The sequence below is a fragment of the Flavobacterium glaciei genome (genome assembly GCF_003350545.1).
Taxonomy (GTDB): Bacteria; Bacteroidota; Bacteroidia; order Flavobacteriales; family Flavobacteriaceae; genus Flavobacterium; species Flavobacterium glaciei.
Genome location: NZ_QQBA01000002.1, coordinates 95728 through 119205 on the forward strand (window position 1 = coordinate 95728; position 23478 = coordinate 119205).

At 34.2% G+C, this 23478-nt stretch carries 20 protein-coding genes; 11 read left to right on the forward strand and 9 right to left on the reverse strand.

Features of this window, described 5'->3' with window-relative positions; genetic code table 11:
* The first annotated feature begins 36 nt into the window (after positions 1-36).
* The gene (locus tag DFR66_RS02410) at positions 37-1620 is read left to right on the forward strand and encodes a DHA2 family efflux MFS transporter permease subunit (RefSeq protein ID WP_114753258.1); all 1584 of its coding nucleotides are present in this window, start codon (positions 37-39) and stop codon (positions 1618-1620) included.
* 74 nt (positions 1621-1694) lie between these two features.
* Here DFR66_RS02410 and yaaA read toward each other — a convergent pair whose 3' ends face one another.
* Complete coding sequence (gene yaaA / locus DFR66_RS02415) at positions 1695-2453, reverse strand: peroxide stress protein YaaA (protein WP_114753259.1); 759 nt, start codon at positions 2451-2453, stop codon at positions 1695-1697.
* Between the two features lie 170 nt (positions 2454-2623).
* On the opposite strand from yaaA, the gene DFR66_RS02420 reads away from it, so the two are divergent.
* From DFR66_RS02420 to DFR66_RS02430, 3 genes are all read left to right on the forward strand, one after another.
* Entirely contained in the window at positions 2624-3145 is a 522-nt protein-coding gene (locus tag DFR66_RS02420; RefSeq protein WP_114753260.1) for a GNAT family N-acetyltransferase, read from the forward strand.
* Positions 3146-3148: 3 nt separating this feature from the next.
* The gene (locus DFR66_RS02425; RefSeq protein ID WP_114753261.1) at positions 3149-4429 is read left to right on the forward strand and encodes an MFS transporter; all 1281 of its coding nucleotides are present in this window, start codon (positions 3149-3151) and stop codon (positions 4427-4429) included.
* 144 nt (positions 4430-4573) lie between these two features.
* Positions 4574-5836 (forward strand): NAD(P)/FAD-dependent oxidoreductase, encoded by a 1263-nt coding sequence (locus tag DFR66_RS02430; protein ID WP_262510415.1) that lies wholly within the window; start codon positions 4574-4576, stop codon positions 5834-5836.
* A gap of 627 nt (positions 5837-6463) precedes the next feature.
* Here DFR66_RS02430 and DFR66_RS02435 read toward each other — a convergent pair.
* Positions 6464-6934, reverse strand: coding sequence for an NUDIX domain-containing protein (locus DFR66_RS02435; RefSeq protein WP_114753263.1), 471 nt, complete (start codon positions 6932-6934; stop codon positions 6464-6466).
* Positions 6935-7170: 236 nt separating this feature from the next.
* Complete coding sequence (locus tag DFR66_RS02440; protein ID WP_242008621.1) at positions 7171-8790, reverse strand: SulP family inorganic anion transporter; 1620 nt, start codon at positions 8788-8790, stop codon at positions 7171-7173.
* Between the two features lie 281 nt (positions 8791-9071).
* On the opposite strand from DFR66_RS02440, the gene DFR66_RS02445 reads away from it, so the two are divergent.
* Entirely contained in the window at positions 9072-10490 is a 1419-nt protein-coding gene (locus DFR66_RS02445; RefSeq protein ID WP_114753451.1) for an amidohydrolase family protein, read from the forward strand.
* Between the two features lie 87 nt (positions 10491-10577).
* On the opposite strand, the gene DFR66_RS02450 is transcribed toward DFR66_RS02445, so the two are convergent.
* The 4 genes from DFR66_RS02450 to DFR66_RS02465 form a co-directional block, all read right to left on the reverse strand.
* Positions 10578-13046 (reverse strand): zinc-dependent metalloprotease, encoded by a 2469-nt coding sequence (locus DFR66_RS02450; protein WP_114753264.1) that lies wholly within the window; start codon positions 13044-13046, stop codon positions 10578-10580.
* Positions 13047-13268: 222 nt separating this feature from the next.
* Positions 13269-13799, reverse strand: coding sequence for a C40 family peptidase (locus tag DFR66_RS02455; RefSeq protein WP_158634636.1), 531 nt, complete (start codon positions 13797-13799; stop codon positions 13269-13271).
* A gap of 309 nt (positions 13800-14108) precedes the next feature.
* Positions 14109-15152: an RluA family pseudouridine synthase gene (locus tag DFR66_RS02460; RefSeq protein ID WP_114753266.1), complete on the reverse strand. Its 1044-nt coding sequence runs from the start codon at positions 15150-15152 to the stop codon at positions 14109-14111.
* Positions 15145-15768, reverse strand: a complete 624-nt coding sequence (locus DFR66_RS02465) for a PASTA domain-containing protein (protein ID WP_114753267.1) — start codon at positions 15766-15768, stop codon at positions 15145-15147. Before DFR66_RS02465 ends, DFR66_RS02460 begins: the two co-directional genes overlap by 8 nt.
* Positions 15769-16009: 241 nt before the next feature.
* Between DFR66_RS02465 and DFR66_RS02470 the strand changes: the two genes are divergently transcribed.
* The 4 genes from DFR66_RS02470 (at position 16010) to DFR66_RS02485 (ending at position 18786) form a co-directional block, all read left to right on the forward strand.
* Positions 16010-16990, forward strand: a complete 981-nt coding sequence (locus tag DFR66_RS02470; protein WP_114753268.1) for a D-alanine--D-alanine ligase — start codon at positions 16010-16012, stop codon at positions 16988-16990.
* Positions 16991-17605 (forward strand): zinc-ribbon domain-containing protein, encoded by a 615-nt coding sequence (locus DFR66_RS02475; RefSeq protein ID WP_114753269.1) that lies wholly within the window; start codon positions 16991-16993, stop codon positions 17603-17605.
* A complete protein-coding gene (gene coaD, locus DFR66_RS02480; RefSeq protein ID WP_114753270.1) occupies positions 17606-18061 on the forward strand; it encodes a pantetheine-phosphate adenylyltransferase in 456 nt (151 codons plus the stop codon).
* Positions 18062-18207: 146 nt separating this feature from the next.
* Positions 18208-18786: a PhnA domain-containing protein gene (locus tag DFR66_RS02485; RefSeq protein WP_114753271.1), complete on the forward strand. Its 579-nt coding sequence runs from the start codon at positions 18208-18210 to the stop codon at positions 18784-18786.
* A 181-nt stretch (positions 18787-18967) separates the two neighbouring features.
* Here the strand turns inward: DFR66_RS02485 and DFR66_RS02490 are convergent, their stop codons facing one another.
* Positions 18968-20314: a DEAD/DEAH box helicase gene (locus DFR66_RS02490; RefSeq protein WP_114753452.1), complete on the reverse strand. Its 1347-nt coding sequence runs from the start codon at positions 20312-20314 to the stop codon at positions 18968-18970.
* A 156-nt stretch (positions 20315-20470) separates the two neighbouring features.
* On the opposite strand from DFR66_RS02490, the gene DFR66_RS02495 reads away from it, so the two are divergent.
* A complete protein-coding gene (locus tag DFR66_RS02495; RefSeq protein ID WP_114753272.1) occupies positions 20471-22201 on the forward strand; it encodes a M14 family metallopeptidase in 1731 nt (576 codons plus the stop codon).
* A 10-nt stretch (positions 22202-22211) separates the two neighbouring features.
* Here DFR66_RS02495 and DFR66_RS02500 read toward each other — a convergent pair whose 3' ends face one another.
* Positions 22212-22814, reverse strand: a complete 603-nt coding sequence (locus DFR66_RS02500; protein ID WP_114753273.1) for an NUDIX hydrolase — start codon at positions 22812-22814, stop codon at positions 22212-22214.
* Between the two features lie 7 nt (positions 22815-22821).
* Here DFR66_RS02500 and pyrE point away from each other — a divergent pair, with 7 nt between their 5' ends.
* Complete coding sequence (gene pyrE, locus DFR66_RS02505) at positions 22822-23469, forward strand: orotate phosphoribosyltransferase (protein ID WP_114753274.1); 648 nt, start codon at positions 22822-22824, stop codon at positions 23467-23469.
* Positions 23470-23478 lie beyond the last annotated feature (9 nt).

The window sequence follows — 23478 nt, forward strand, 5'->3', positions numbered from 1 at the left end:
ACTTTTAAGAAAATGTTAGTTTACAATTTAGTATAAATGACACAAAACGGAGAAGACGATTTAGTAGAATATGGTTATAAACGAGTTCTTATAACGATTACGGCGATTCTATGTACGCTGCTTGAAATAGTAGACACCACTATTGTTAATGTAGCTCTAACTAATATGCGAGGAAGCTTAGGTGCTACGCTAAACGATGTTGCTTGGGTTATTACCGCTTATGCTATTGCTAATGTTATAATAATTCCAATGACTAATTGGTTGTCACAACAATTTGGTAGACGTAATTATTTTGTCACTTCAATTATCATATTTACTATAGCTTCTTTTTTATGTGGAAATGCAGATAATATTTGGGAACTTGTCACTTTTAGATTTATCCAAGGATTGGGTGGTGGCGCATTGCTGGTTACATCTCAAACCATAATAACTGAGAGTTACCCTATTGCAAAACGTGGAATGGCACAAGCAATATATGGAATGGGCGTCATTGTAGGACCTACTTTAGGCCCTCCATTAGGAGGTTATCTTGTTGATAATTTTTCATGGCCTTATATTTTTTATATCAATATACCTCTTGGAATTATTGCCACCATTCTAGCATTGACCTTTGTAAAAAGCCCTAAATATGGCGAAAAGTTAAAATCTAATCAAGTTGATTGGTTGGGAATATTCCTTTTAACCGCTTTTATTGGTTCTTTACAATATGTATTAGAGCACGGTCAACAAGACGATTGGTTCAACAATAAAACAATTATACTTTTAAGCATCATAACTGTATTTGGCTTACTATTGTTTATTTGGAGAGAATTAACTTATGAATACCCCATAGTTAACTTGAGGGTTTTAAAGGATGGCAATCTACAAATTGGAACAGTCATGTGTTTCATTTTAGGATTTGGACTCTATGGCTCCACATTAATAATTCCCATTTACACCCAAACTATTTTAGGGTGGACTGCCACAGATGCGGGGTTGTTACTTATTCCAGGTTCAATAACTACAGCTTTCATGATGCCAATTGTTGGAAAATTACTTCAAAGAGGTATTCCTCAAAGCTATATGGTAGGACTTGGTTTTTTAATTTTCTTTTTCTTCACTTACATCGTTCAAAATAGTATGACGACAAATACTGGTGTTGAGCATCTATATTGGGCTTTAATCTTAAGAGGAATTGGAATAGGACTACTTTTTGTGCCCATTACTACATTGTCCCTTTCTACTTTAAAAGGAAAAGATATAGGCGAAGGTGCTGCATTTACCGGAATGATGCGACAATTAGGAGGCTCTTTTGGAATTGCTATTATTACAACATTTATCACACGATTCAACCAAGAACATAGAGTAAATTTAGTTTCGCATCTAGACACTACCAGATTAGAAGTACAACAGCGTGTTTTAATGTTGCAAAAAGGGTTTATGTCTAAAGGTTTTTCAGCTAATGAATCAGTAAAAAAAGCCTATCAAGTAATGGATTACTCTGTGATGAAACAAAGTGCAGTTTTATCGTACATGGATATTTTTATGTATCTCGGAATTATGTTTCTGTGTTGTATTCCAATTATCTTTTTTATTAAAAAAGGAAAAAACAAAATCAATCCTGCTGATGCTATGCATTAATCCTAAAAATAAAATCAAAAAAAATGCCGTAATCATTAATGAAAACGGCATTTTTTATGTTTGTTCAAATGATATTATCGGGTAAAAACCAAATTATTTCCTTCTGATAAATTAGTGTCAAATTGATAGCCATCGTAGTTGAAACCTCTTAAATCTTCTAATGTTTTAGCATCCGTATCAATAATATAACGCACCATCATTCCTCTTGCCTTCTTGGCAAAAAAACTAATTATCTTTAATTTACCATTTTTATAATCTTTAAATTCTGGAGTGATTACAGGAACTTTGAGAGCTTTGACATCAATGGCAGAAAAATATTCAGTACTAGCTAAATTGACAAATAACTCCCCAGTTTTGAGTTCGCTATTTAATGCTTTTGTAATTGTAGATTTCCAAAATTCATAGAGATTTTTGCTTTCGCCAATGTGTAATTTGGTTCCCATTTCCAGTCGGTAGGCTTGAATCAAATCCAATGGTTTTAGTAATCCGTACAAACCAGAGAGGATTCTTAAACGATCTTGTAAAGCTTCTATTTTTTTTTCTGGAATCGAATAAGCATCTAATCCAATATACACATCACCATCAAAAGTATAAACGGCAGGACGTGCGTTTGAAGTTGTAAAGGGGGTTTTCCATTCTTGATTACGTTTCCAGTTCAAATCAGCTAGTTTATCTGAAATAGCCATTAAACCCGATAAATCAGCGGGCTTCTTCTCTTTTAAGACTTTATGAATCTGTCTCGATTCTTTTAAGAACAAAGGTTCAGAGAAATGCTGAGTAGGTAACTCTTTTTCAAAATTTAATGACTTGGCTGGCGATATTACAATTTTCATACACAATACTCTTTCGAGCTCTTAATATTAATTCTTTCAAAAGTACTAATTGCAATTAATAAATCACGAATCATTAAATTGATTTGTTTAATAGTGTTATAGATAATGAGAATTGTGCACCAATTTATTTATTTTTGAGCTTTAACTAATTAAAACACCCGTTCAGAAATATGAATACAATTGAAATAATAAAGGCGAAAGTATCAGATCTGGAAACAATTCAAAAGATAAGTATCCAAACTTTCATTGAAACTTTTGCCGCTGTAAATACTCCAGAAAATATTGACAATTATATCCAAAACAACTTAAATACGGCACAATTAACGACTGAATTAAACAATATTAATTCTCAGTTTTATTTAGCATATTTGAATGAAGAAGTTGTTGGTTATTTAAAAATAAACTTTGGTGAGGCTCAAACCGAAACTATCAACGATAATGCTTTAGAAATCCAACGAATATATGTTTTACAAAATTTTCATGGAAAAAACATCGGTCAACTATTACTTGACGAAGTAAAGAAGATTGGACAAAATACAAATGTCGATTATATTTGGCTTGGTGTATGGGAAGAAAATCACAGAGCACTTCGATTTTATACTAAAAATAGCTTTGTTGTATTTGACAAACATGTTTTTATGATGGGTAATGAAGAGCAGACAGATTTATTGATGCAACTTTTAATTAAATAATACATGACCAAAACATTATCCTCCGAAACAGAAAAACCGGTGAGAATCTTAAATGCTGCCGTAATTGTAGCCGCACTAGGGTATTTTGTTGATATTTATGATTTATTACTCTTTGGAATCGTTCGTACTGATAGTCTAAAAGACTTAGGGATAACGGGTGATGCTATCAGGAATCAAGGAGAATTTTTGATTAGTATGCAAATGTTTGGGATGCTTTTTGGAGGTATACTTTGGGGAATCTTAGGCGATAAAAAGGGACGGATTTCTGTTTTATTTGGTTCAATTTTGATTTATTCAGTAGCAAATATAGCAAACGGGATGGTAACTACCGTTGATGGATACGCGTTCTGGAGATTAATAGCAGGAATTGGTCTAGCTGGAGAATTAGGCGCTGGAATCACTTTGGTTACCGAAAGTTTACCCAAAGAAAAACGCGGCTATGGAACAATGATTGTTGCATCTGTAGGTGTTTCGGGTGCTGTGGTAGCCTATCTAGTCTATCAAATTTTTCAAGATTGGCGTTTGTGTTATTATGCAGGAGGCATTTTAGGACTGCTATTATTGTTTTTACGAATCAGTATTTCGGAATCAGGAATGTTCAAAAAAGTATTAGAAAGTGACGAAAAAAAAGGCGATTTTTTGTCTTTATTTACAAATAAAAAACGCTTTTCTAAATACGTACAATGTATTCTTATCGGAATTCCGTTGTGGTTCTTAGTAGGTGTATTAATCACTTTTTCTCCTGAATTTGCAAAAGCATTAGGTGTTCAGAATTTTGAAACTATTGCAGCTGGAAAAGCCATTGCATGGTGTTATGGCGGATTGATTTTTGGAGATATTGCCAGTGGATTGCTTAGTCAATGGTTGAAAAGTCGAAAAAAAGTAATGTACTTATTTCTGACTTTCAATTTAATTATGGTTTATGTTTTCCTAAATGCATTTGGGATTACAGCATCTACTTTTTATCTCCTTTGTTTTATCATGGGATTTTCAGTAGGCTACTGGGTATTATTTGTCACTATTGCAGCAGAGCAATTTGGAACCAATATTCGTGCAACCGTAACTACAACCGTTCCAAATTTTGTTCGTGGTTCACTCCCACTCATTATTATCATTTATGGCTTTTTCAGAGACACTATTTTTAACGGTGAAATATTAAAATCAGCAATGATTGTTGGAACACTATTATCGATAATTTCAATTTTAGCACTTAGAAAATTAAATGAAACCTTTCATACGGATTTGAATTATTCCGAAAACGAAACTCAGACTTTGGCACAGTAATAATTCAAATAATATTATTTAACATCATAAAAATTTAATAGTCCGTAATTCATGTGTAAATCTTAATTTCCTGACAAAAAAAATAATTTCAATTTATAAATTGTTACTGCTTTAAGCATTTTAAAAAATCTATTTGGCTTATTTTTGTACCAAACAGTATCAAAAACTATGAAACAGGATGTAATTATTGTGGGAGCCGGACTAGCGGGATTATCAGCTGCCGTTCATTTGCACCGTCAAGGACGAAAAGTTCTCCTTCTAGAAGCTAGTGATCGTGCGGGAGGAAGAATAAAAACCGATTATCATGAAGGTTTTCTTTTGGATAGAGGTTTTCAAGTGCTTTTGACTGCCTATCCTGAAACGCAAGCTTTATTAAATTATGATCAATTAAAACTAAAAAAAATGCTACCGGGAGCAACTGTGCTTTATGATGGAGGCAGTTTTGAAATCGCAGATCCATTCCGAAGACCATCGGCAACATTTGCTACCCTTTTTGCTCCCGTAGGCACTTTAAAAGATAAAATTAATACCCTTTGGTTAAAAAATAGGTTGCAAAAATTAACCATTAAAGAAATTTTCGAACAACCGGAACAAACAACTAGTAAACAGTTGGCTGAATACGGTTTTAGTCCAAAAATGATTCAACGTTTTTATGCTCCTTTTCTTTCCGGTATATTTTTAGAAAATGAACTAAAAACTTCCCGAAGAATGTTCGATTTTGTAATGAAAATGTTTTCGGATGGTGATGTGGCGGTTCCTGAATTAGGAATGGAGGAAATTCCAAAACAATTAGTTGCCATGCTTCCGGAAAGCAGTATCCAATACAATACCAAAGTTACCGCTATTGATGGCAATACGATAACTACTGAAGACGGCACTGTTTTTGGAGCCAACCAAATACTTTTGGCTACGACCGCAAATGCTTTGACCCAAAAATACTTTCCAAAGCAAAAAATGACTTCGCATCAGGTAACCAATATTTATTTTGAAACCACTGAAGCGCCCACGAAGAAAGCAGTTGTCATTTTAAATGCTTCACCCCAGAAAAAATGGGTAAATAATTTAACCGTAATATCAAATGTTTCTGAAGCTTATGCTCCAAAAGGGAAAGTGCTTATTTCCGTTTCCTATAACGGAATTCCAACTGTTGATGACGCGACTTTGGCTGAAAACATGAAACAAGAATTGAAACAATGGTACGGTGATAAAGTAAATTCGTGGAAAATGCTGAAAGCGTATCGCATTGAATATGCTTTACCAACTCAGGAAAGTGTACGAAATGAAATTGCTGCTTCAGAGATTACAATCTCTGATACGCTGTTTATTTGCGGAGATAGCTTGCTGAATGGTTCTATCAATGCCGCAATGAAAACAGGACGATTAGCTGCTGAAGCGATGAAATTATAACTTCTTATTTTTAAAATAAACCACCATGAAATGAAAGTTCATAATTTTGGTTGGCGTACTAAAAGTCTGCACCGTTGTATCACTTATTTATTCGCCACAAATTTCACAAATTATCACGAATTAATTTGTGAAAATTTGTGAAATTCATGGCGAAGCTTTTTTAATTATTATTATTAACTTATATCTATTTGAGCTACACAAGATAATCTAGTACACTTTTAATAATTTCATCGATGGCTTTCTTACGCTGTTAATAATGAAGATAAAACACACAAATTGGAAGCTTAATTTCATCATTATATTTACCATTTTATGTATTTGTTAAAACACTCTTGAAACGTCAAGCTTTCAAAGGTATTAATCAATAATATAAATAAACATACTACATAATTCCTGTGCAAATTATTAAACGTAAATAAGCAATCAATCACGTTCGTAAATTGCGTATACCATAAAATAGCATCATAAAATCTTAGGTTGAAGAAATAACACAATTGAAGATAATTTTAATCAAATAAAATATTAGCTGCCGGAAATAACGGTTTTGAAGGGCGAGTGACTTTAAAATTCCATCTAACATCAAGCACTTACTCGATAAATGAATGTTATTTGATTAGAGAAGATCTCTTACTGATATTTTCTAAACGCTTGTAATGCACACATGCTTGCTTGATCCCATAACATTTCTTTGTTATCAAGCATATTTTGAAATTCAGTCTGGTTTACCCATTTCGCATTTGTAATATAATCCTCATCAGGATTTTCTGGTGGGTTTTCCATTACAATAGGATTTTCTGCAATAAAGTAATGCATCGGTCTGTTACCAAAAATGCGTTCTGATGAGTACAGATGGTAAACTACGTTAGACTCCATGGCTACTTCTTCAGCAAGCTCCTCTACAGCGTGTGTCTGTATATCTTTATCTACTTTGTCAACGCCACCGCTAACAAATTTCCAGAACTTTCTATCGTAGCCGTGAATGTACTCTTGAATTATAAAAATTTCTTTGGTTTTGGTATTAAAAGGATACACAATCACAACCTCGCGTTCTTTCCTACTCGGTTTCTCTTTCAACTTTGTTTGAAGTATTTCTAACATAATATAATAATAATCAATTCATTAATTGGGGTGCAAAAGTAAGGAGAATTACCGGAGAAAAAAACTTGAATTTCCCAAATATTTCCGAAATACACCAGCCCGAGCTATTCCTTTTGTGCCGCCACCCGAAAGGGCTAGGCCAATTTTTTTTAATCCACTGTTCATTGTTTTAAAATATTAATTTAAACCATAAAAAAACTTCCTAAAATTCAATTCTTAGGAAGTTTTTTTTGAAATTAAATTCTATCTAATACAACTTTATAGTTTGGGTCTTCCATAATATTCACATCAACAATCGCTTCTGCATTCTTAAGTAACAATATACAATCTTTACTTAAATGACGCAGATGCACTTTTTTACCTTGCTTAGCATATCTGTGCGTTAGAACATTTACCGCTTCAATAGCACTCATATCTGCAATTCTACTGTCTTTAAAATCAATTATAATTTCTTCAGGATCAGTTAATACGTCAAATTTTTCAGCAAATCCGGTTGTAGAACCAAAGAATAATGGTCCATAAATTTCATAATGCTTTACTCCATTTTCATCAACAAATTTTCTGGCACGAATACGCTTGGCATTTTCCCAAGAATATGCTAGAGCAGATAAAACAACTCCAATGATTACTGCAACAGCTAAATTGTGCGTGATTACTGTTATTAATGTAACCAAAACCATAACTATTACATCTATGCGAGGCATTTTCTTGAAGGTTTTCAAACTGGCCCATTCAAAAGTTCCTATGGCAACCATGAACATTAATCCAACTAATGCAGCCATTGGAAGCATTTCAATCAGGCTAGACCCAAACATAATAAATAAGAGCAGAACGACTGCGGCGATAATTCCAGATAAACGAGCTCTTGCTCCTGCTGAAATATTAATTAAACTTTGTCCTAGCATTGCACAACCACCCATTCCAGATAAAAATCCAGATGCAATATTTCCGGCACCTTGTGCAATACATTCTCTATTAGTTTTACCTCGGGTCTCAGTAATTTCATCAATTAAGTTTAAAGATAACAAACTTTCAATTAATCCCACACCAGCCATAATAAAGGCATACGGCATAATTAATTTAATATTTTCCCATGTAAACCCAATGTTTGGAATGGTTAACGGAGGAAAGCCTCCTTTTATAGATTCTCCTGCATTTAGTGTATCTGCTACAGTGGTTGTATTAATGTCAAAACCGATAATAATACCTGCCACTACCAAAATAGCTACTAATGATGAAGGCACTGCCTTGGTTATTTTTGGTAACCCCCAAATTATAAGCATCGTTAATAGTACAAAGCCTAACATGGTTAAAAATTGAGTACTTTCTAATAAAGTAGAAGATCCTTTTTGATAAAAATTTGGAAATTGCGCCATAAATATAATGATAGCTAAACCATTAACGAATCCAAACATTACGGGATGTGGAACTAATCTAATAAATTTACCTAACCGCAGAATACCAACTAGAATTTGTATAGATCCCGCAAAAATTACAGTAGCAAAAACATATTGCAAAACACCTTCTGATGTAATATCAGGATTAGCTATGCGTAATTCATTAATTAATCCCAGGAATATTACGGCAACCGCTCCGGTTGCCCCAGATATCATACCTGGTCTCCCTCCAAAAATAGCAGTAATTATCCCCAAGACAAATGCGGCATACAAACCTGTTAGCGGTGAAAACCCAGCTATCATCGCAAAAGAAATTGCTTCAGGAACTAATGCAATTGCCACAATTAACCCTGAGAGAATTTCTGTTTTATATTCTACCTTTTGTTTTAAATCGAATAAATTGAAAATTTGTTTCGTTGTAAATAAATGTATTGTTTGGCATACAATCTTACATTGCACACCGTGAAGTTTAATAAATTATAATTGAGAAAATCCCTCGATTTAAAGACTATAAATCAAGGCGGAGTACCTTCAGAGATTACTACTATAGTATTTTTCATAAGTGGTGCAAAAGTAAAACTTTTTTATCGGTTGACCAAACAGAAAGTGAAATTGCTTAAATTTGGCAAAAATTACAACTTTTTTTAAAGTTAATTCCATTTTTAGGTGCTGCATCATTAAAATCAGTGACTGGTTTAAAAAAATTAGCAAATAAAAAACAAATGATATAAATGAAAAATATGAAATTATTATACACCTTATTATTCACTCTTCTTTTAAACTTAAGTTACTCGCAATCGACAAATGACTTTTTAGAAAAGATTAGAAATAATGAAGCTGAACTAACTGCTTTCTTTTCCCAAATGCCAAAAGGTGGCGATTTACATCATCATTTTTCAGGTTCTATTTATGCTGAACCTTTATTGCAACGTGCAATCGCAGACGATTTTTATCTCAATATTGAAACGATGGATGTGTTAAAAGAAAAACCAGCAACTGGAAACTGGGAATTATTTTCGACATTAAAGAGCAACGGAACATTAGAAGTTTACAAGCAAAAAATCATGCAAAAATGGTCTGTAAAAGACTATAATCATGTCGATTACCCATCGGACAAGTTATTTTTTGAATCGTTTATGAAGTTTGAGCCGGCCATCAAAGGGAATTTTGGACAGGGATTATTGGAGCTAAAGAACAGAGCCATTTCAGAAAATGTCAGTTATATAGAAACCCAATTATCTACCATTCCTACTACAATGAATACGGATGATTTGACAAAATTTAATTCCAGATTGCGAAAATTAGCTTTGGCAAAAGACGAAAAAGCCATTCTAAAATCATTAGATTCTGTATACAATTCATTACTAAAAAAAGATGCTGCATCCTACGCCAAAGATTTCAATACTAATTTTGTAGCAAAGCTTCACAAAGACCTCAAAATTGATGATAAGCAATTTACGATGCGCTATCAAAATTTTGTATTGCGTTTTATGGAACCTGTAGATTTATTTAAAAATCTGGTAATCGCATTCATTTCAGCAGATGAAAGTCCGCTAATGGCAGGTGTTAACATTGTTTCTCCGGAAGATGGCGAAACTTCGATGAAGGATTATTGGTTACACATGCTTATGTTTAAATATTGTCACTCCCGTTATCCAAATGTAAAATACACCATGCATGCTGGCGAACTAACACTTGGTTTGGTGCAGCCAGAGGAGTTAACATGGCACATTGGCGCTGCTGTTTATACTGCTGGAGCCAATCGAATCGGTCACGGAGTCGATATGGCGTACGAAAAAGATTCCTACGATTTATTACGTAATATGGCGAAGAAAAACATTCCTATCGAAATTAACTTAGTGAGTAACGAATTCATTTTGAAAGTAAAAGAAAGCCGTCATCCGCTGACTTTGTATAAAAAATTTGGTGTCCCAATCGTAATTAGTACTGATGACGCGGGCATTTTGCGTACAAATATGACCGAGCAATATGTCTTGTTAGCCAAAAGATATAAAGACGTTACCTACTCCGATATTAAGCAATACGTTTACAACAGTATCAACTACAGTTTTATAAAAGAAGCTTCTGTCAAAAAACAATTGTTAAGGGATTTGGATTCCAGATTCAAAACTTTTGAAGCAAATTTTCCTTTGAAATAAAAAGACAACTTCGATCAAGATTAATTTTTATACACAAAAAATCCGCTACGAAGCGGATTTTTTGGTAAAACAGCATTTACATTATAATTATCTTGGATTTAAAATCAATTCAATTCGTTTGATAGCATCTTCATAATGGTATTTTGTTTCTGCATTTACAGCTATGGTTTTAGCTACTGATAAAGTAGTTCTTAAAGCATTTAATTCACCTCTCACCAATCCTCTCAAATCAGACTGAGCCACATTGTAAAAATCAGATGGACGACCAGATTTGATTTCTTCTTTCATCAAATACGCCATTCTTTCGATGTATGCTCTTTGTAAATTTCTTCTATAAATCGTCACGTTTGATGGCAAATTAGCCTCTTTCCAAATTCCTTTGCGCATATCACTCAACAAATCCAAAGCTTTATAATTAGTAACTCCCATGATTTCTGCATCCATCAATCGACCAAGGCGCTCCAAACTCAAGACACTATTTAAATGTCTGGCTTGTAGGTTTCTAAAACGTTCTGTGTATCCCGCATAATTTATGTTTTTCAGTGTACTAACATTTACCAACCACGTTGGGGAAGCAAAAGCATTTTCTTGCAACCATTGCATCGCTTCTTGCTGTTTTGCTTTTGGTACAATCTCATAAATACTTCCTTTTTGGTTTGGTTTTTTGGTTGCTTCATAAACACCTCCAACATTAGTAACCACATGGCCTACATACCTACTCCAAACGCCCAACATTTCTTCGTACAACTCCTCTAAATCTTCGTAATTATTAGTCACATCACTGGTCCATTCAGGTAAATGTGCCGCCACATATTGTAAGTTTTTAAGTCCGTACGAACCCGCTTTCATCGAATTATTTCCAATATCTTCTGTTTGCGAAGTTGGGTCAAAACTACTGCTTTGTGATCCAAATTTATACATAGGATTTCCAGCCTTTTCCATAATCCATTTGTCTAATGTAGGCACCTCGGCTTCAGGAGAAGCCATATTTGGAAGGTATCTATACCCCCAGTTGGTAGCATAATGATCGTAAGGTCCCATCTGGCGAATAAAACGCACGTTTTTATCTCCGGGTTGGGCAATATAATTAAAACGAGCATAGTCCATCAAACTCGCTGCAATTCCGTTTTTCTGTGTAAAATCACCGTTTCTGTAATCTTCAGTGTCATAGGCACAACTAGCACCCATGTTATGAGGAAAACCAAGAGCATGTCCCACTTCATGCGCAATAACCATACGCATCATTTCACCCATTTCCTCGTCACTAGTATTTAATGTTCTTGCTGAAGGATTTGCCGCTCCAGTTTCTAACAAATACCGATTTCTGTACGAACGCAAGTGGTTGTGGTACCAAATCACATCACTCTCAATAATTTCTCCAGTTCTTGGGTCTGAAACACTTGGTCCAACCGCATTTCGTGTTGTACTCGCTACATAACGTATCACAGAATACCGAATGTCTTCCGGGCTAAAATCAGGATCTTGTTCTTTTGTTGGAGGATCTTTGGCTAGAATAGCATTTTTAAAACCAGCAGTTTCAAACGGCTTTTGCCAATCTTCAATTCCTTGCTTGATGTACTTGCGTAATTTTTCAGGCGTGGCAGGATCTAAATAATAAACAATAGGTTTGATAGGTTCCACCAGTTCCCCTTTTGCGTAAGCGACAGGATCTTTAGGCTCCAATTTCCAACGGCGGATATAGGTTTTACTGTCGGATTTTAATTCGTTACTTCCATAATCAATTTGATTCATCGTAAACCAGCCCACTCTAGGATCTGCTAATCGGGGTTGCATAGGTTTTTCAGGAAGTAAAATCATCGATTGATTCATCTGGATGCTGATTGTTTCTGAATCTGCCTGAACTGGCGGTTTTGAAGCATTATAAGTAAAATCCTGAATTACTTCAATGTTCATGGGGAAACTTTTTATAGTGTTGATAAAACTACGGGTTTCATCCAGTCCTTTTACTTTATAAGTTTCTCTCATTTCACCTGATAAACCACTGATTGATTTTACATCGGTGCCATAAAATTTAGTCACATCAATCACCGTATTTGCAGAATCTTTACTGAACGCTACAATATCAAAAGCAAATAAAGTAGGTTCATAATTATTTGATTTTACCGAAATACTGATAGGTAAACTGTCATTAGCTACTGCACTGAAGGATTTCAATTTGATAAGGATTTTATCTTGAAAACGCTGCCAAACAATCAACTGTTCATTAGTTTCAGAACCGGCATTTACATATCCGCCTCCTAAATTAGCAGGGAGTTTAGCTAATCTACTAACCAAAAGCATGTCTTTATCTAAGTACTTATTGGGGATTTCGAAGAAATATTTTTTATCTACTTTATGAACCGTAAACAAACCCTCGTCAGAAATAGCATTTTTAGTAATTACCTTACTGTATTCCTTAATTGTGCCTTCCGGTTTCTTTTCCGGTGGCGGAGCTATAGTGGTATTTTTATCTTTTTTTCTTTTGGATTGTGCAAATTGGTTGGTAGGCACGAGCATCATCGCAGCAATTGCTGTTAAAATGAAAAATTTCTTCATTTAATGGTTATTTAATGGTTAATCAATATCAAAAATATGTTTTAGTGTCTGCAAATTAAATTGTAATCATTGGTTTAACTTTTAATTAACAAACGTTTTATTTAATATTTTTCTTTTTAATATCAGTTATTTTACACCATAAAAAACAACTTTCTAGATTTGGTTTTAGTATTAAACTATCTGTTTTACATTAAATAAATCCTGAATCTCGAACAAAATTTATTACAAAACACGTATCGCTTTTACAAATCTACGATTATAGCCCGGCTTTTTTAAGCTGGTAATAACCACTTTCATTTCACGACCTGAAGTAGAATGAATAAAATCACTTTCCATACCTTTTGGATTTGTTACAATTCCCATATGGCCGATGACATTTCTGGTAGGACTCAAAAACAACAAAATATCACCTTTTTTCACATCAGAAATTGGGATTTCTTTTCCAAAATACTCAAATTGTGACGAGCTGCGAGGAACCTTAATTTTAAAATTATTATAGACATAAAACACAAATCCGGAGCAATCGAACCCATTCTTGCTACAGCCCGCTGCAACATAAGGTGTTCCTAATAATCCCATTCCAAAATTGACAATCTTGTTTCCCAAGGAATCATCATTTTCAATCGGATCTACAAATGTCTTAGTGACAGTGTTTTCATTTCTTTGAGGAGACGATATAGCTGATTTAAATGCACCGTAGGTAAGGCTACCCAAAACAAACAGCGATAAGCAAGTGAATACTAACAATTTCATGGTATTTATATTTTTAAATTTCATAACAAAAATCAAATTAGTATTCTTTAAATTTCTATAATTGGAATCTCTGCATGGTGTATTTTATATCTGAAACTGTACACTTATGGAATACCATAAAGTTCCCCTTTAAAAACCTCACTAAATGATGTCAATTGCAGTGAAATCGCTTCATAAAGTCCAAGTGCAAAAAGACAAACAATAAATATACCAATAAAATTATGGTATAACATGATTTATATGCCTTTAAATACAATCAATCCTAATTACTTTCCACAAAAAAACCCCAATTTTGGGGCTTCTCCTATTCTATTCTTCTACTTCGTCTGTACCATGGGATTTTGAATATCCTCTCCATTTCTCGATACAATCCTGAAAATCCTGAGGAAGTTCTGTATCAAAACGCATCATCTCTCCAGTTGTAGGATGCACAAAACCTAATGTTTTAGCATGTAAAGCCTGTCTTGGCAAAGCTTTGAAACAATTGTCAATAAACTGTTTGTATTTTGTAAACGTAGTTCCTTTTAAAATTAAATGACCGCCATAACGTTCGTCATTAAATAAAGGATGTCCAATGTGTTTTAAGTGTGCACGTATCTGATGTGTTCTTCCGGTTTCCAGTTGGCACGAAATCAATGTTACGTATCCAAAACGTTCCAATACTTTGTAATGCGTCACAGCAGGCTTTCCTATTTCAGGATCAGCAAAAACCGCCATTTGCATGCGATCTTTCAAGTGTCTTGCTAAGTTTCCTTCAATTGTACCTTTGTCCTCGGCAACATTTCCCCAAACTAAAGCTACATACTCTCTTTCAGAAGTTTTGGCTTCAAATTGCTTGGCTAGATGCGTCATCGCTGCTTCAGTTTTAGCAATCACTAAAAGACCTGAAGTGTCTTTATCAATTCGATGAACTAAACCTGGACGTTCACTGCTATTCATTGGTAAATTCTCAAAATGAAAAGCTAATGCATTCACTAATGTTCCCGTATAATTCCCGTGACCCGGATGTACTACCAATCCTGGCGGTTTATTAATCAATAAAAGCGTAGCATCTTCATAAACAATATTTAATGGAATGTCTTCGGGATCTACTCGGTTTTCAAAAGGAGGATGTGATAACATAACACGAACCACATCATTCGCTTTTACCTTGTAATTCGACTTTACAGTGGCGTCGTTTACAAAAATATTTCCTTCGGTAGCTGCAGTTTGTATTTTGTTGCGAGTCGCATTCTGAATTAGACTCATCAAGTATTTATCAATTCGCAAGGACGTTTGCCCTTTAGGAACTTCAAATCTAAAATGTTCAAATAACTCGTCTTCTAAATCTATTGTATCTATATTATTATTCATCAACTGGTATTTCTTCTTCTATTGGTGATGCAAGCGTATCAGCAGCATTTTCTTCTTCTTCGTAACTCATTTTTCCGTCTCCTAAAACCAAATCAATTTTAGATGATTTTAAGACTCTGTCCCCTGCATTCAGGTTTCTTCCTTTGAAACGCATTTCCAGTACCATGTCTTTACCAAGATTTGGAACATACGTAACCGTCCCTTCCTCAAGTCCTAACGCTTTCAATGTTGGAACGGCTTCACGATACGTTTTATTTACTAAATCAGGAATTCGCACGGATGAAAATCCTGAAGTATTTATTTTGATATATATTTTTCTTCCCACTTTTACCTTAGTACCCGGCGTTGGATTTTGCTCAACCACACTGTATTGTGGAAAATCACTTCTATAATCTACACTATCCAATAGCACATAATTTAAATCTAAATCGTCCAGCTTTTCCTCCACTTGCTCTTCAGTCAATTTACTCAAATTTGGAACTTCAATTTCATGTCCATGATCTGTTGTAAAAGTCAACCAATGCATAAACAAATAGACCAGAGTTACAATTATGGCTAAAACAATTAATACTTGTACAAAAAAGACACGGCTGGTAAGATACTTACGTAAACTCATAAATTTATTTTTATATGTGGCAAAGATAAAGCTATTTCGTTTCAAAAAAAATGATAATTTTGTTTAATCGTTTTTAGGTATTGTACACGCTATTTTCTAGGAGCTTAATCCAGCTATTCGCTTGTATCTTTGCTTTTTTAAAGAAAAAAAACAAAGGATACCGCTGCTATCTGGGCTAAAACAAATGGTAACAAAACAGACTATTTTTTAACTAAAAGAATATCACTTTAAAACTCAAAAAATGAAAAATATTGCCATCATCATGGGCGGGTATTCCAGCGAATATAAAATCTCTTTAATCAGCGGGAACGTTGTATATCAATTTCTGGACAAGACAAAATACAACGGATTCCGAATCCATATTTTTAAAGAAAAATGGGTATATGTTGATGCTAATGACACTGAATTTCCTATCGATAAAAATGATTTTTCAGTAACCGTAGATGGTAACAAAATCAGTTTCGACTGTGTATTCAACGCTATTCACGGAACCCCCGGCGAAGATGGATTGATGCAGGCGTATTTTGAATTATTAAATATTCCGCAAACTTCCTGCGATTATTATCAAGCGGCTTTGACGTTTAACAAACGTGATTTACTGTCGGTTCTAAAACCATACGGCATAAAAACTGCGACATCTTATTACTTAAACAAAGGCGATGTCATCAACACGGATGAGATTGTGGCTAAAGTTGGTTTGCCTTGTTTTGTAAAACCAAATAAAGCAGGTTCCAGTTTTGGAATTTCCAAAGTAAAAACTGTTGCCGAATTGCCAATAGCAATTGAAGTAGCTTACAAAGAAGACAACGAAATCATCATAGAAAGTTTCCTTGACGGTACCGAAGTCTCAGTTGGTGTGATCAATTACAAAGGAACTGTAACTGTTTTACCAATCACCGAAATCGTTTCTGATAATGATTTCTTCGATTATGAAGCTAAATATTTGGGTAAATCACAAGAAATAACTCCGGCAAGAATCTCAGATGAAATGACACAAAAAGTAAGCGAAATAGCCAAACGCGCATACGAAGTCCTCAAAATGAAAGGTTTCTCCCGAAGCGAATTTATATTGGTAAACGGAGAACCGCACATGCTTGAAATGAATACAATTCCTGGACTTACGACGGAAAGTTTGATACCACAACAAGCGAAAGCAGCAGGAATAACACTTGAAGATTTATTTACTAATGCAATTGAATTAGCACTAAACAATTACAATTAAATGATATTTTACGGAACAAAATCAACTGCAATTAAAAATGGACTAATAAGAAATGTTACCTGTCCACATTGTCAAACAAATACAGAAATGAATTATACTGTATTTGGAAGATATGCACACATTTACTGGATTCCGTTTTTCCCGATTGGAAAACAACAAATATTAGAATGCAATCATTGTAAATCGACTTATGAACTAAAAAATTTACGCGAAGTTATTAAACAAAAGTTCTATAAAGAGCAAGAACAAAATCCTATAAAAACACCAATAACACATTTTACTTTTTTAATTATAATAGGGTTAGGTATTGCATTTGCCTTTTTTTCCAGCCTAAAAAGTGATTCTGATAGTACAGCATTTTCAGAAAATCCGAAAGTTGGGGATGTCTTTTTTGAAACGACAAGTACTGGAAAATACTCCACTTCGAGGGTTACAAAAGTAACGAAAGACAGTGTTTTTGTTTTAGTAAACAATATGGAAATAGAACAAAAATCAAGTATTGATAAAATAAATATCGACAGCAATTTTACAACCGCTAAAGGTCGCTATAGCCGAAAACAAATCATAGATTTCTATAAAGAAGGAAAAACAATTTATAAAATTCAACGAAAATAAATGAGAAAAGCTATATTCCCAGGTTCATTTGACCCAATAACTTTAGGACACGAAGACATCATCAAAAGAAGCATTCCTTTATTTGATGAAATCGTAATCGCCATTGGTATCAATGCCGAAAAAAAATACATGTTTTCACTAGAAGACAGAAAACGTTTTATTGAAGAGACTTTCAAAAACGAACCTAAAGTTTCAGTAATAACTTATGAAGGATTGACAATTGATTTGTGCCATAGATTAAAAGCAGATTTTATACTTCGTGGTTTGCGTAATCCCGCCGATTTTGAATTCGAAAAAGCAATCGCCCACACCAATCGCCGTTTATCAAAAATAGAAACCGTATTTTTACTAACAGCCGCAAGAACTTCTTACATCAGTTCTAGTATAGTGAGAGATGTAATCCGAAATGGAGGACAATACGAAATGCTGGTTCCTGATGCTGTTAGAGTGAAATAATTTTAAGAGATTTTGTCAAGTCGAGCGCAGTCGAGACGTATCATTTAGTCTCGACTGCGCTCGACTTGACAAATAAACAGTATCAATATTACTTGTGAAACGAGGCAATAAGCCGTACTTTCACCAAAAAATAAAAGCCATCAAACATGAGTGTAGAAAGAGAATTAAGTAAACGTAGCGGATCAAAATGTGAACTTTGTGGCGCAACCGAAAACTTAAAAGCATATCAAGTTTTACCAACTAAAAAAGGTGGACTTGACGAAAGTATTATGGCTTGCAGTACGTGTATTGACCAAATTGAAAATCCAGATAATGTAGATCTTAACCATTGGAGATGTTTGAATGACAGCATGTGGAGCGAACATGCTGCCGTACAAGTTGTTGCATGGAGAATGTTAAGCCGTTTGCGAAATGCAGGATGGCCTCAAGAATTATTAGACCAAATGTATCTTGATGAAGATACTTTAGCTTGGGCGCAAGCTACAGGCGAAGGTGAGGAAGACGAAAACAAAATCATACACCGTGATAGCAATGGAGTAATACTAGAAACAGGAGACTCTGTAGTATTAATCAAAGATTTAAAAGTAAAAGGTTCCAGCATGGTGGCCAAACAAGGGACTGCAGTGCGTAACATCAGATTAGACCATGAAAATGCGGAATACATTGAAGGTAAAGTAGATGGTCAGACTATTGTCATTATTACGCAATACGTTAAGAAAATATAATTCTTATTTTAGTGAAAAGTGAGTGGTGAATCATGAATTGTGAATAACTCAGATGTACACTGACTTCCAAAAGAATCATTTTTAATATAAAAAATCGTTAGCAGTAAGACTTTACTACTAACGATTTTTTTTTATAAACATTAGAAAAGGAATCAGTATTTTTATCACTTCTCACCACCTACTACTCTTCCTCTTTCTTAATCACTTTTCGGGCAACTTCGATTTTAAATTTCTTGCCTTTCATTTTTTCGTCTTTAATGGCATGCAACAAATCTTTTACTTTATTGAATTTCACGGCAGCAAATGAGATAAAATCTTTCACTTCTATTAAACCTAAATCGCCTTTTTCTAACTTCCCTTTTTGGGAAAAGAAACCTACGATATCAATTTTATTCAGTTTATTTTTCTTTCCACCACTGATATAAATGGTTTGAAATTCAGGTGGTTTTGGTAACGAAGTGGAGTTTTCTACTTTTAAAACTTCCATGCCATAATCAATGTAATCCATTTTTTTCTCACTTTCGTGAGCAATGATATAGGCAGTACCAGAAGCTAACATACGCGCTGTACGTCCGTTTCTATGCGTAAATTCGTCTTCTTTAGAAGGCAAATGATAATGAATTACATGATTCATTTCCGGGATATCAAGTCCACGAGCAGCCAAATCAGTTGTGATTAAATAACTTACACTTCCGTTTCTAAACTGGATGAGTGCGCGTTCTCTTTCGTCCTGATCCATTCCTCCATGATAATACGTGGCGTAAATTCCTTTTTCGTTTAGCGTATCGCTAATTCGTTCTGCACCATCACGATGGTTACAAAAAACAATTGCCGATTGTGATTTTAACGAACAAATTAAGTTGAATAAACTTCCTAATTTGTCTTTTTCTTTCGAGACAACCATTTTCATAGCTAGATTTGTTTCTGCTACATTTTCTGGTATGAAATCTAAAATTGTTGGGTTTACGACTCTTGTGTATCTTGGAATCTCAATATCAGAAGTAGCCGAAACCAAAACACGTTTGTTCAGTTTTGTTAATTTCCCTATGATAAATGACATTTGCTCATGGAAACCCAATTGCAACGATTTATCAAATTCATCCAAAATCAAGGTTTGAATTTTATCCACACGGAAAGTTCCTCTGTCGATATGGTCTGCAATTCTTCCTGGAGTTCCTATCAAAACCGCTGGCGGATTGCTTAAATTCTTAATTTCAGTATCTATAGAATGTCCACCATAGCAAACATTTACTTTATAATCGGTTCCCATTTTTTTCCAAACTTGCTCAATCTGCAATCCTAATTCACGTGATGGAACCAGAATTAAACATTGCACCGATAGAATTTCAGGTTGTAACATTTCTAAAATAGGCAATAAAAAAGCCAAAGTTTTTCCTGAACCTGTAGGCGAAAGTAATAAAACATTATTGTCATTTAGGATTGTGTCTTGTGCTACTTCCTGCATTTCATTCAGGCTTTCGATACCTAAATTCAAAAGTATATTGTTGGAATGGTGTTTCTTATTCATTTTTTCAATTTGGTGCAAAGGTAATTTATAATTGTGAGTTATGAATTTTGAATTATCAATTTTCATTTTTTTTCAATCATAAATTGCTTTTCTTATATTCATTTTTACAGCTGTCTAAAAAAAACTACATTTGATATTCCATTTAAAAACCGAAATATGAGACTTTTCACATTCCTTTTTTTTCTATTAACTATTTGCACTTTTGCACAAAAAACGAATAAATACGATACTTTTTTCGAAAAAGGCAATGGAAATCAATCCGCATCTTATCCAGAAACAATTGCGTATTACAAACTTCTGGCAAATGATTTCCCAACAATCAAAATGCAAAAAATGGGACTGACAGACAGTGGCGAACCCTTGCACATGGTAGTTTTTAATCCGGAAAAGCAATTTGACTTTAGAATCATCCAAAAAAACAAAGCGGTAATATTACTCAATAACGGCATTCATGCAGGCGAACCGGACGGAATTGATGCCAGTATGCAATTGTTTAGAGATTTAGCTTTGGGTAAAATAAAAGCGCCAAAAAATACCGTTATCGTTTGTATTCCGGTGTATAATATTGGAGGCGCTTTAAACAGAAATTCCACTTCAAGAGCCAATCAAGATGGACCAGAAATTTATGGCTTTCGTGGCAATGCAAGAAACTACGATTTGAATCGCGATTTCATCAAGTCCGATACTCGAAATACTAAAAGTTTTGTTGAAATATTCCACAAAATAAATGCAGATGTTTTTATTGACAATCACGTTAGCAATGGCGCAGATTACCAATACAAACTCACGTACATTATGACCCAACATAACAAATTGGGAACCGTTTTAGGTGATTTTTTAAATACTGAAATGATGCCTGCTTTGGTAACAGATTTACAAAAAAAGAACATAGAAACTACGCCTTATGTTAATGCTTTTCAGGACACACCAGACAAAGGTTTTGGTCAATTTTTTGAAAGCCCACGATTTGCTACGGGTTACACATCATTGTTTAATACCATTGGATTTGTGGTGGAAACTCACATGCTGAAAAAATATACCGAGCGCGTAAAAGTGACTTACGAATACATGCGTTCCGCCATTGATTTTACGGATGCCAATTATAAGAAAATTAAGCAACTGCGATTGAAAAATGAGGAACAATACCAACCAAAGAAATCGTACACCATTAAGTGGGAAATTGACAGTACAAAGGCGATTCCTTTTTCGTTTTTAGGTTATGAAGCCAGTTACAAAAAAAGTGACGTAACATCAGGGAATCGCTTGTTTTATGATCGTACAAAACCATTCAAAAAAGACATTCCGTATAGCAAGGAATTCAAATCCGTAAAAGAGGTAATTATCCCGGAAGCGTATATCATTCCAAGAGGATTTTGGCCTGTTATCGATTTATTAAAAAGTAATACCATCACCTATTCCCAGCTAAAAAACGATACCATAATTGAAGTCGAAAGTTATAAAATTGCAGATTTTAAAACCACAAATTCGGCTTATGAAGGCCATTATTTACACCGAAACACAATGGTGACTTCTAAAATAGAGAAAGTGGCTTTCGCCAAAGGAGATTACATCATTCCTACGCAACAAAAGGGAATCAAATATTTATTAGAAACATTAGAACCGGAAGCAATAGATTCTTATTTCAATTGGAATTTTTTCGATACAATGTTACAGCAAAAAGAAGGGTATTCTGATTATGTTTTTGAAGATTCAGCAACACAAATTTTAAAAGAAAATCCGAAATTAAAAGCTGAATTTGATTTAAAAAAACAAAGTGATGTCAAATTTATTAATAACCCGGAAGCCCAACTCGACTGGATTTACAAACATTCAGATTATTATGAAAAGGCACATTTACAATATCCGGTATATCGCATCTTAAAATAAAAAAAAGCTCCTATTTCAGGAGCTTTTCTTCTTCAAACAATAATTTTATGTTTTCATAGGAGTTCTTTAAGGCTTCAGTAATTTGCTCTGGATTCATCCACGCCACTTTTTCTATTCCTTCCTCTAATTGTCCTTCAGGTGTTCCTTCAAAATCAGATTGCATTTCGAACCAATGTGTAATTTTCAGTTTGTACTTACCATTGCGTCTAAAAACATGATAGGTTTTTTGAAGTTTATGGGATATTGTCAAACCATTAACACCAGTTTCTTCCTCTACCTCTCGCATGGCAGTAGCATCAATTTCTTCTCCTTTTTCGATTCCGCCCTTAGGCAAATCCCATTTTCCATTTCTAAAAATGAATAAAACCTCCCCTTTTTTATTGTAAACCAAGCCGCCTCCCGCTTTGCAAACAGGAATTTTAGCTTTTAAAGTCTTCATAATCAAGCTTTCGTCAGGATGATACAGATAGGCTTTATTAATTTTATTTTGAAAGATTTTAACTATAAGTTGCTCTATGTCAATACTTTCCAATAAAAACAATTGGAAATCAGTCTCCTTGGAGATGTGATTTGTCAAAAAAAGTGGTTTGTCGTTAACAAAAACTTTATACATTTGTACTATGATTTTTAATAAAGATACAGCCGAAAAAACAGCCGAATTTCTTTTGCAAATAAATGCAATTAAATTGAATCCAAGAAATCCTTTTACATGGGCTTCTGGATGGAAATCGCCTATTTATTGTGACAACCGATTAATCCTCTCATTTCCAGCCGTAAGAAATTATGTCCATGATGAATTCGCCAAAAATATTGAGAAACAATTTGGTAAACCAGATGTTATTGCCGGTGTTGCTACTGGAGCAATAGGAATTGGGGTGCTGGTAGCGGAAAGTTTAGGATTGCCTTTTGTTTATGTTCGTCCAGAACCAAAAAAACACGGAAGACTAAACCAAGTTGAAGGTTTTTTACAGAAAGGACAAAATGTAATTGTTGTAGAAGATTTAATCAGTACCGGAAGCAGCAGTTTACTTGCAGTTGAAGCTTTGCGCGAAGCAGGAGCGAATGTAAAAGGAATGGCAGCAATCTTTACCTATGGTTTTGATATTGCTGACACCAATTTTAAAAATGCAAATGTGGATTTATACACGCTAAGCAATTATCAAAATTTATTGAATTTAGCAGTTGCAAAAAGATACATTACAGAAGATGAAGAGCAAACTTTAAGAGAATGGAACGTGAGTCCATCCACGTGGACAATTGAAGTTTAAACAAAAAAA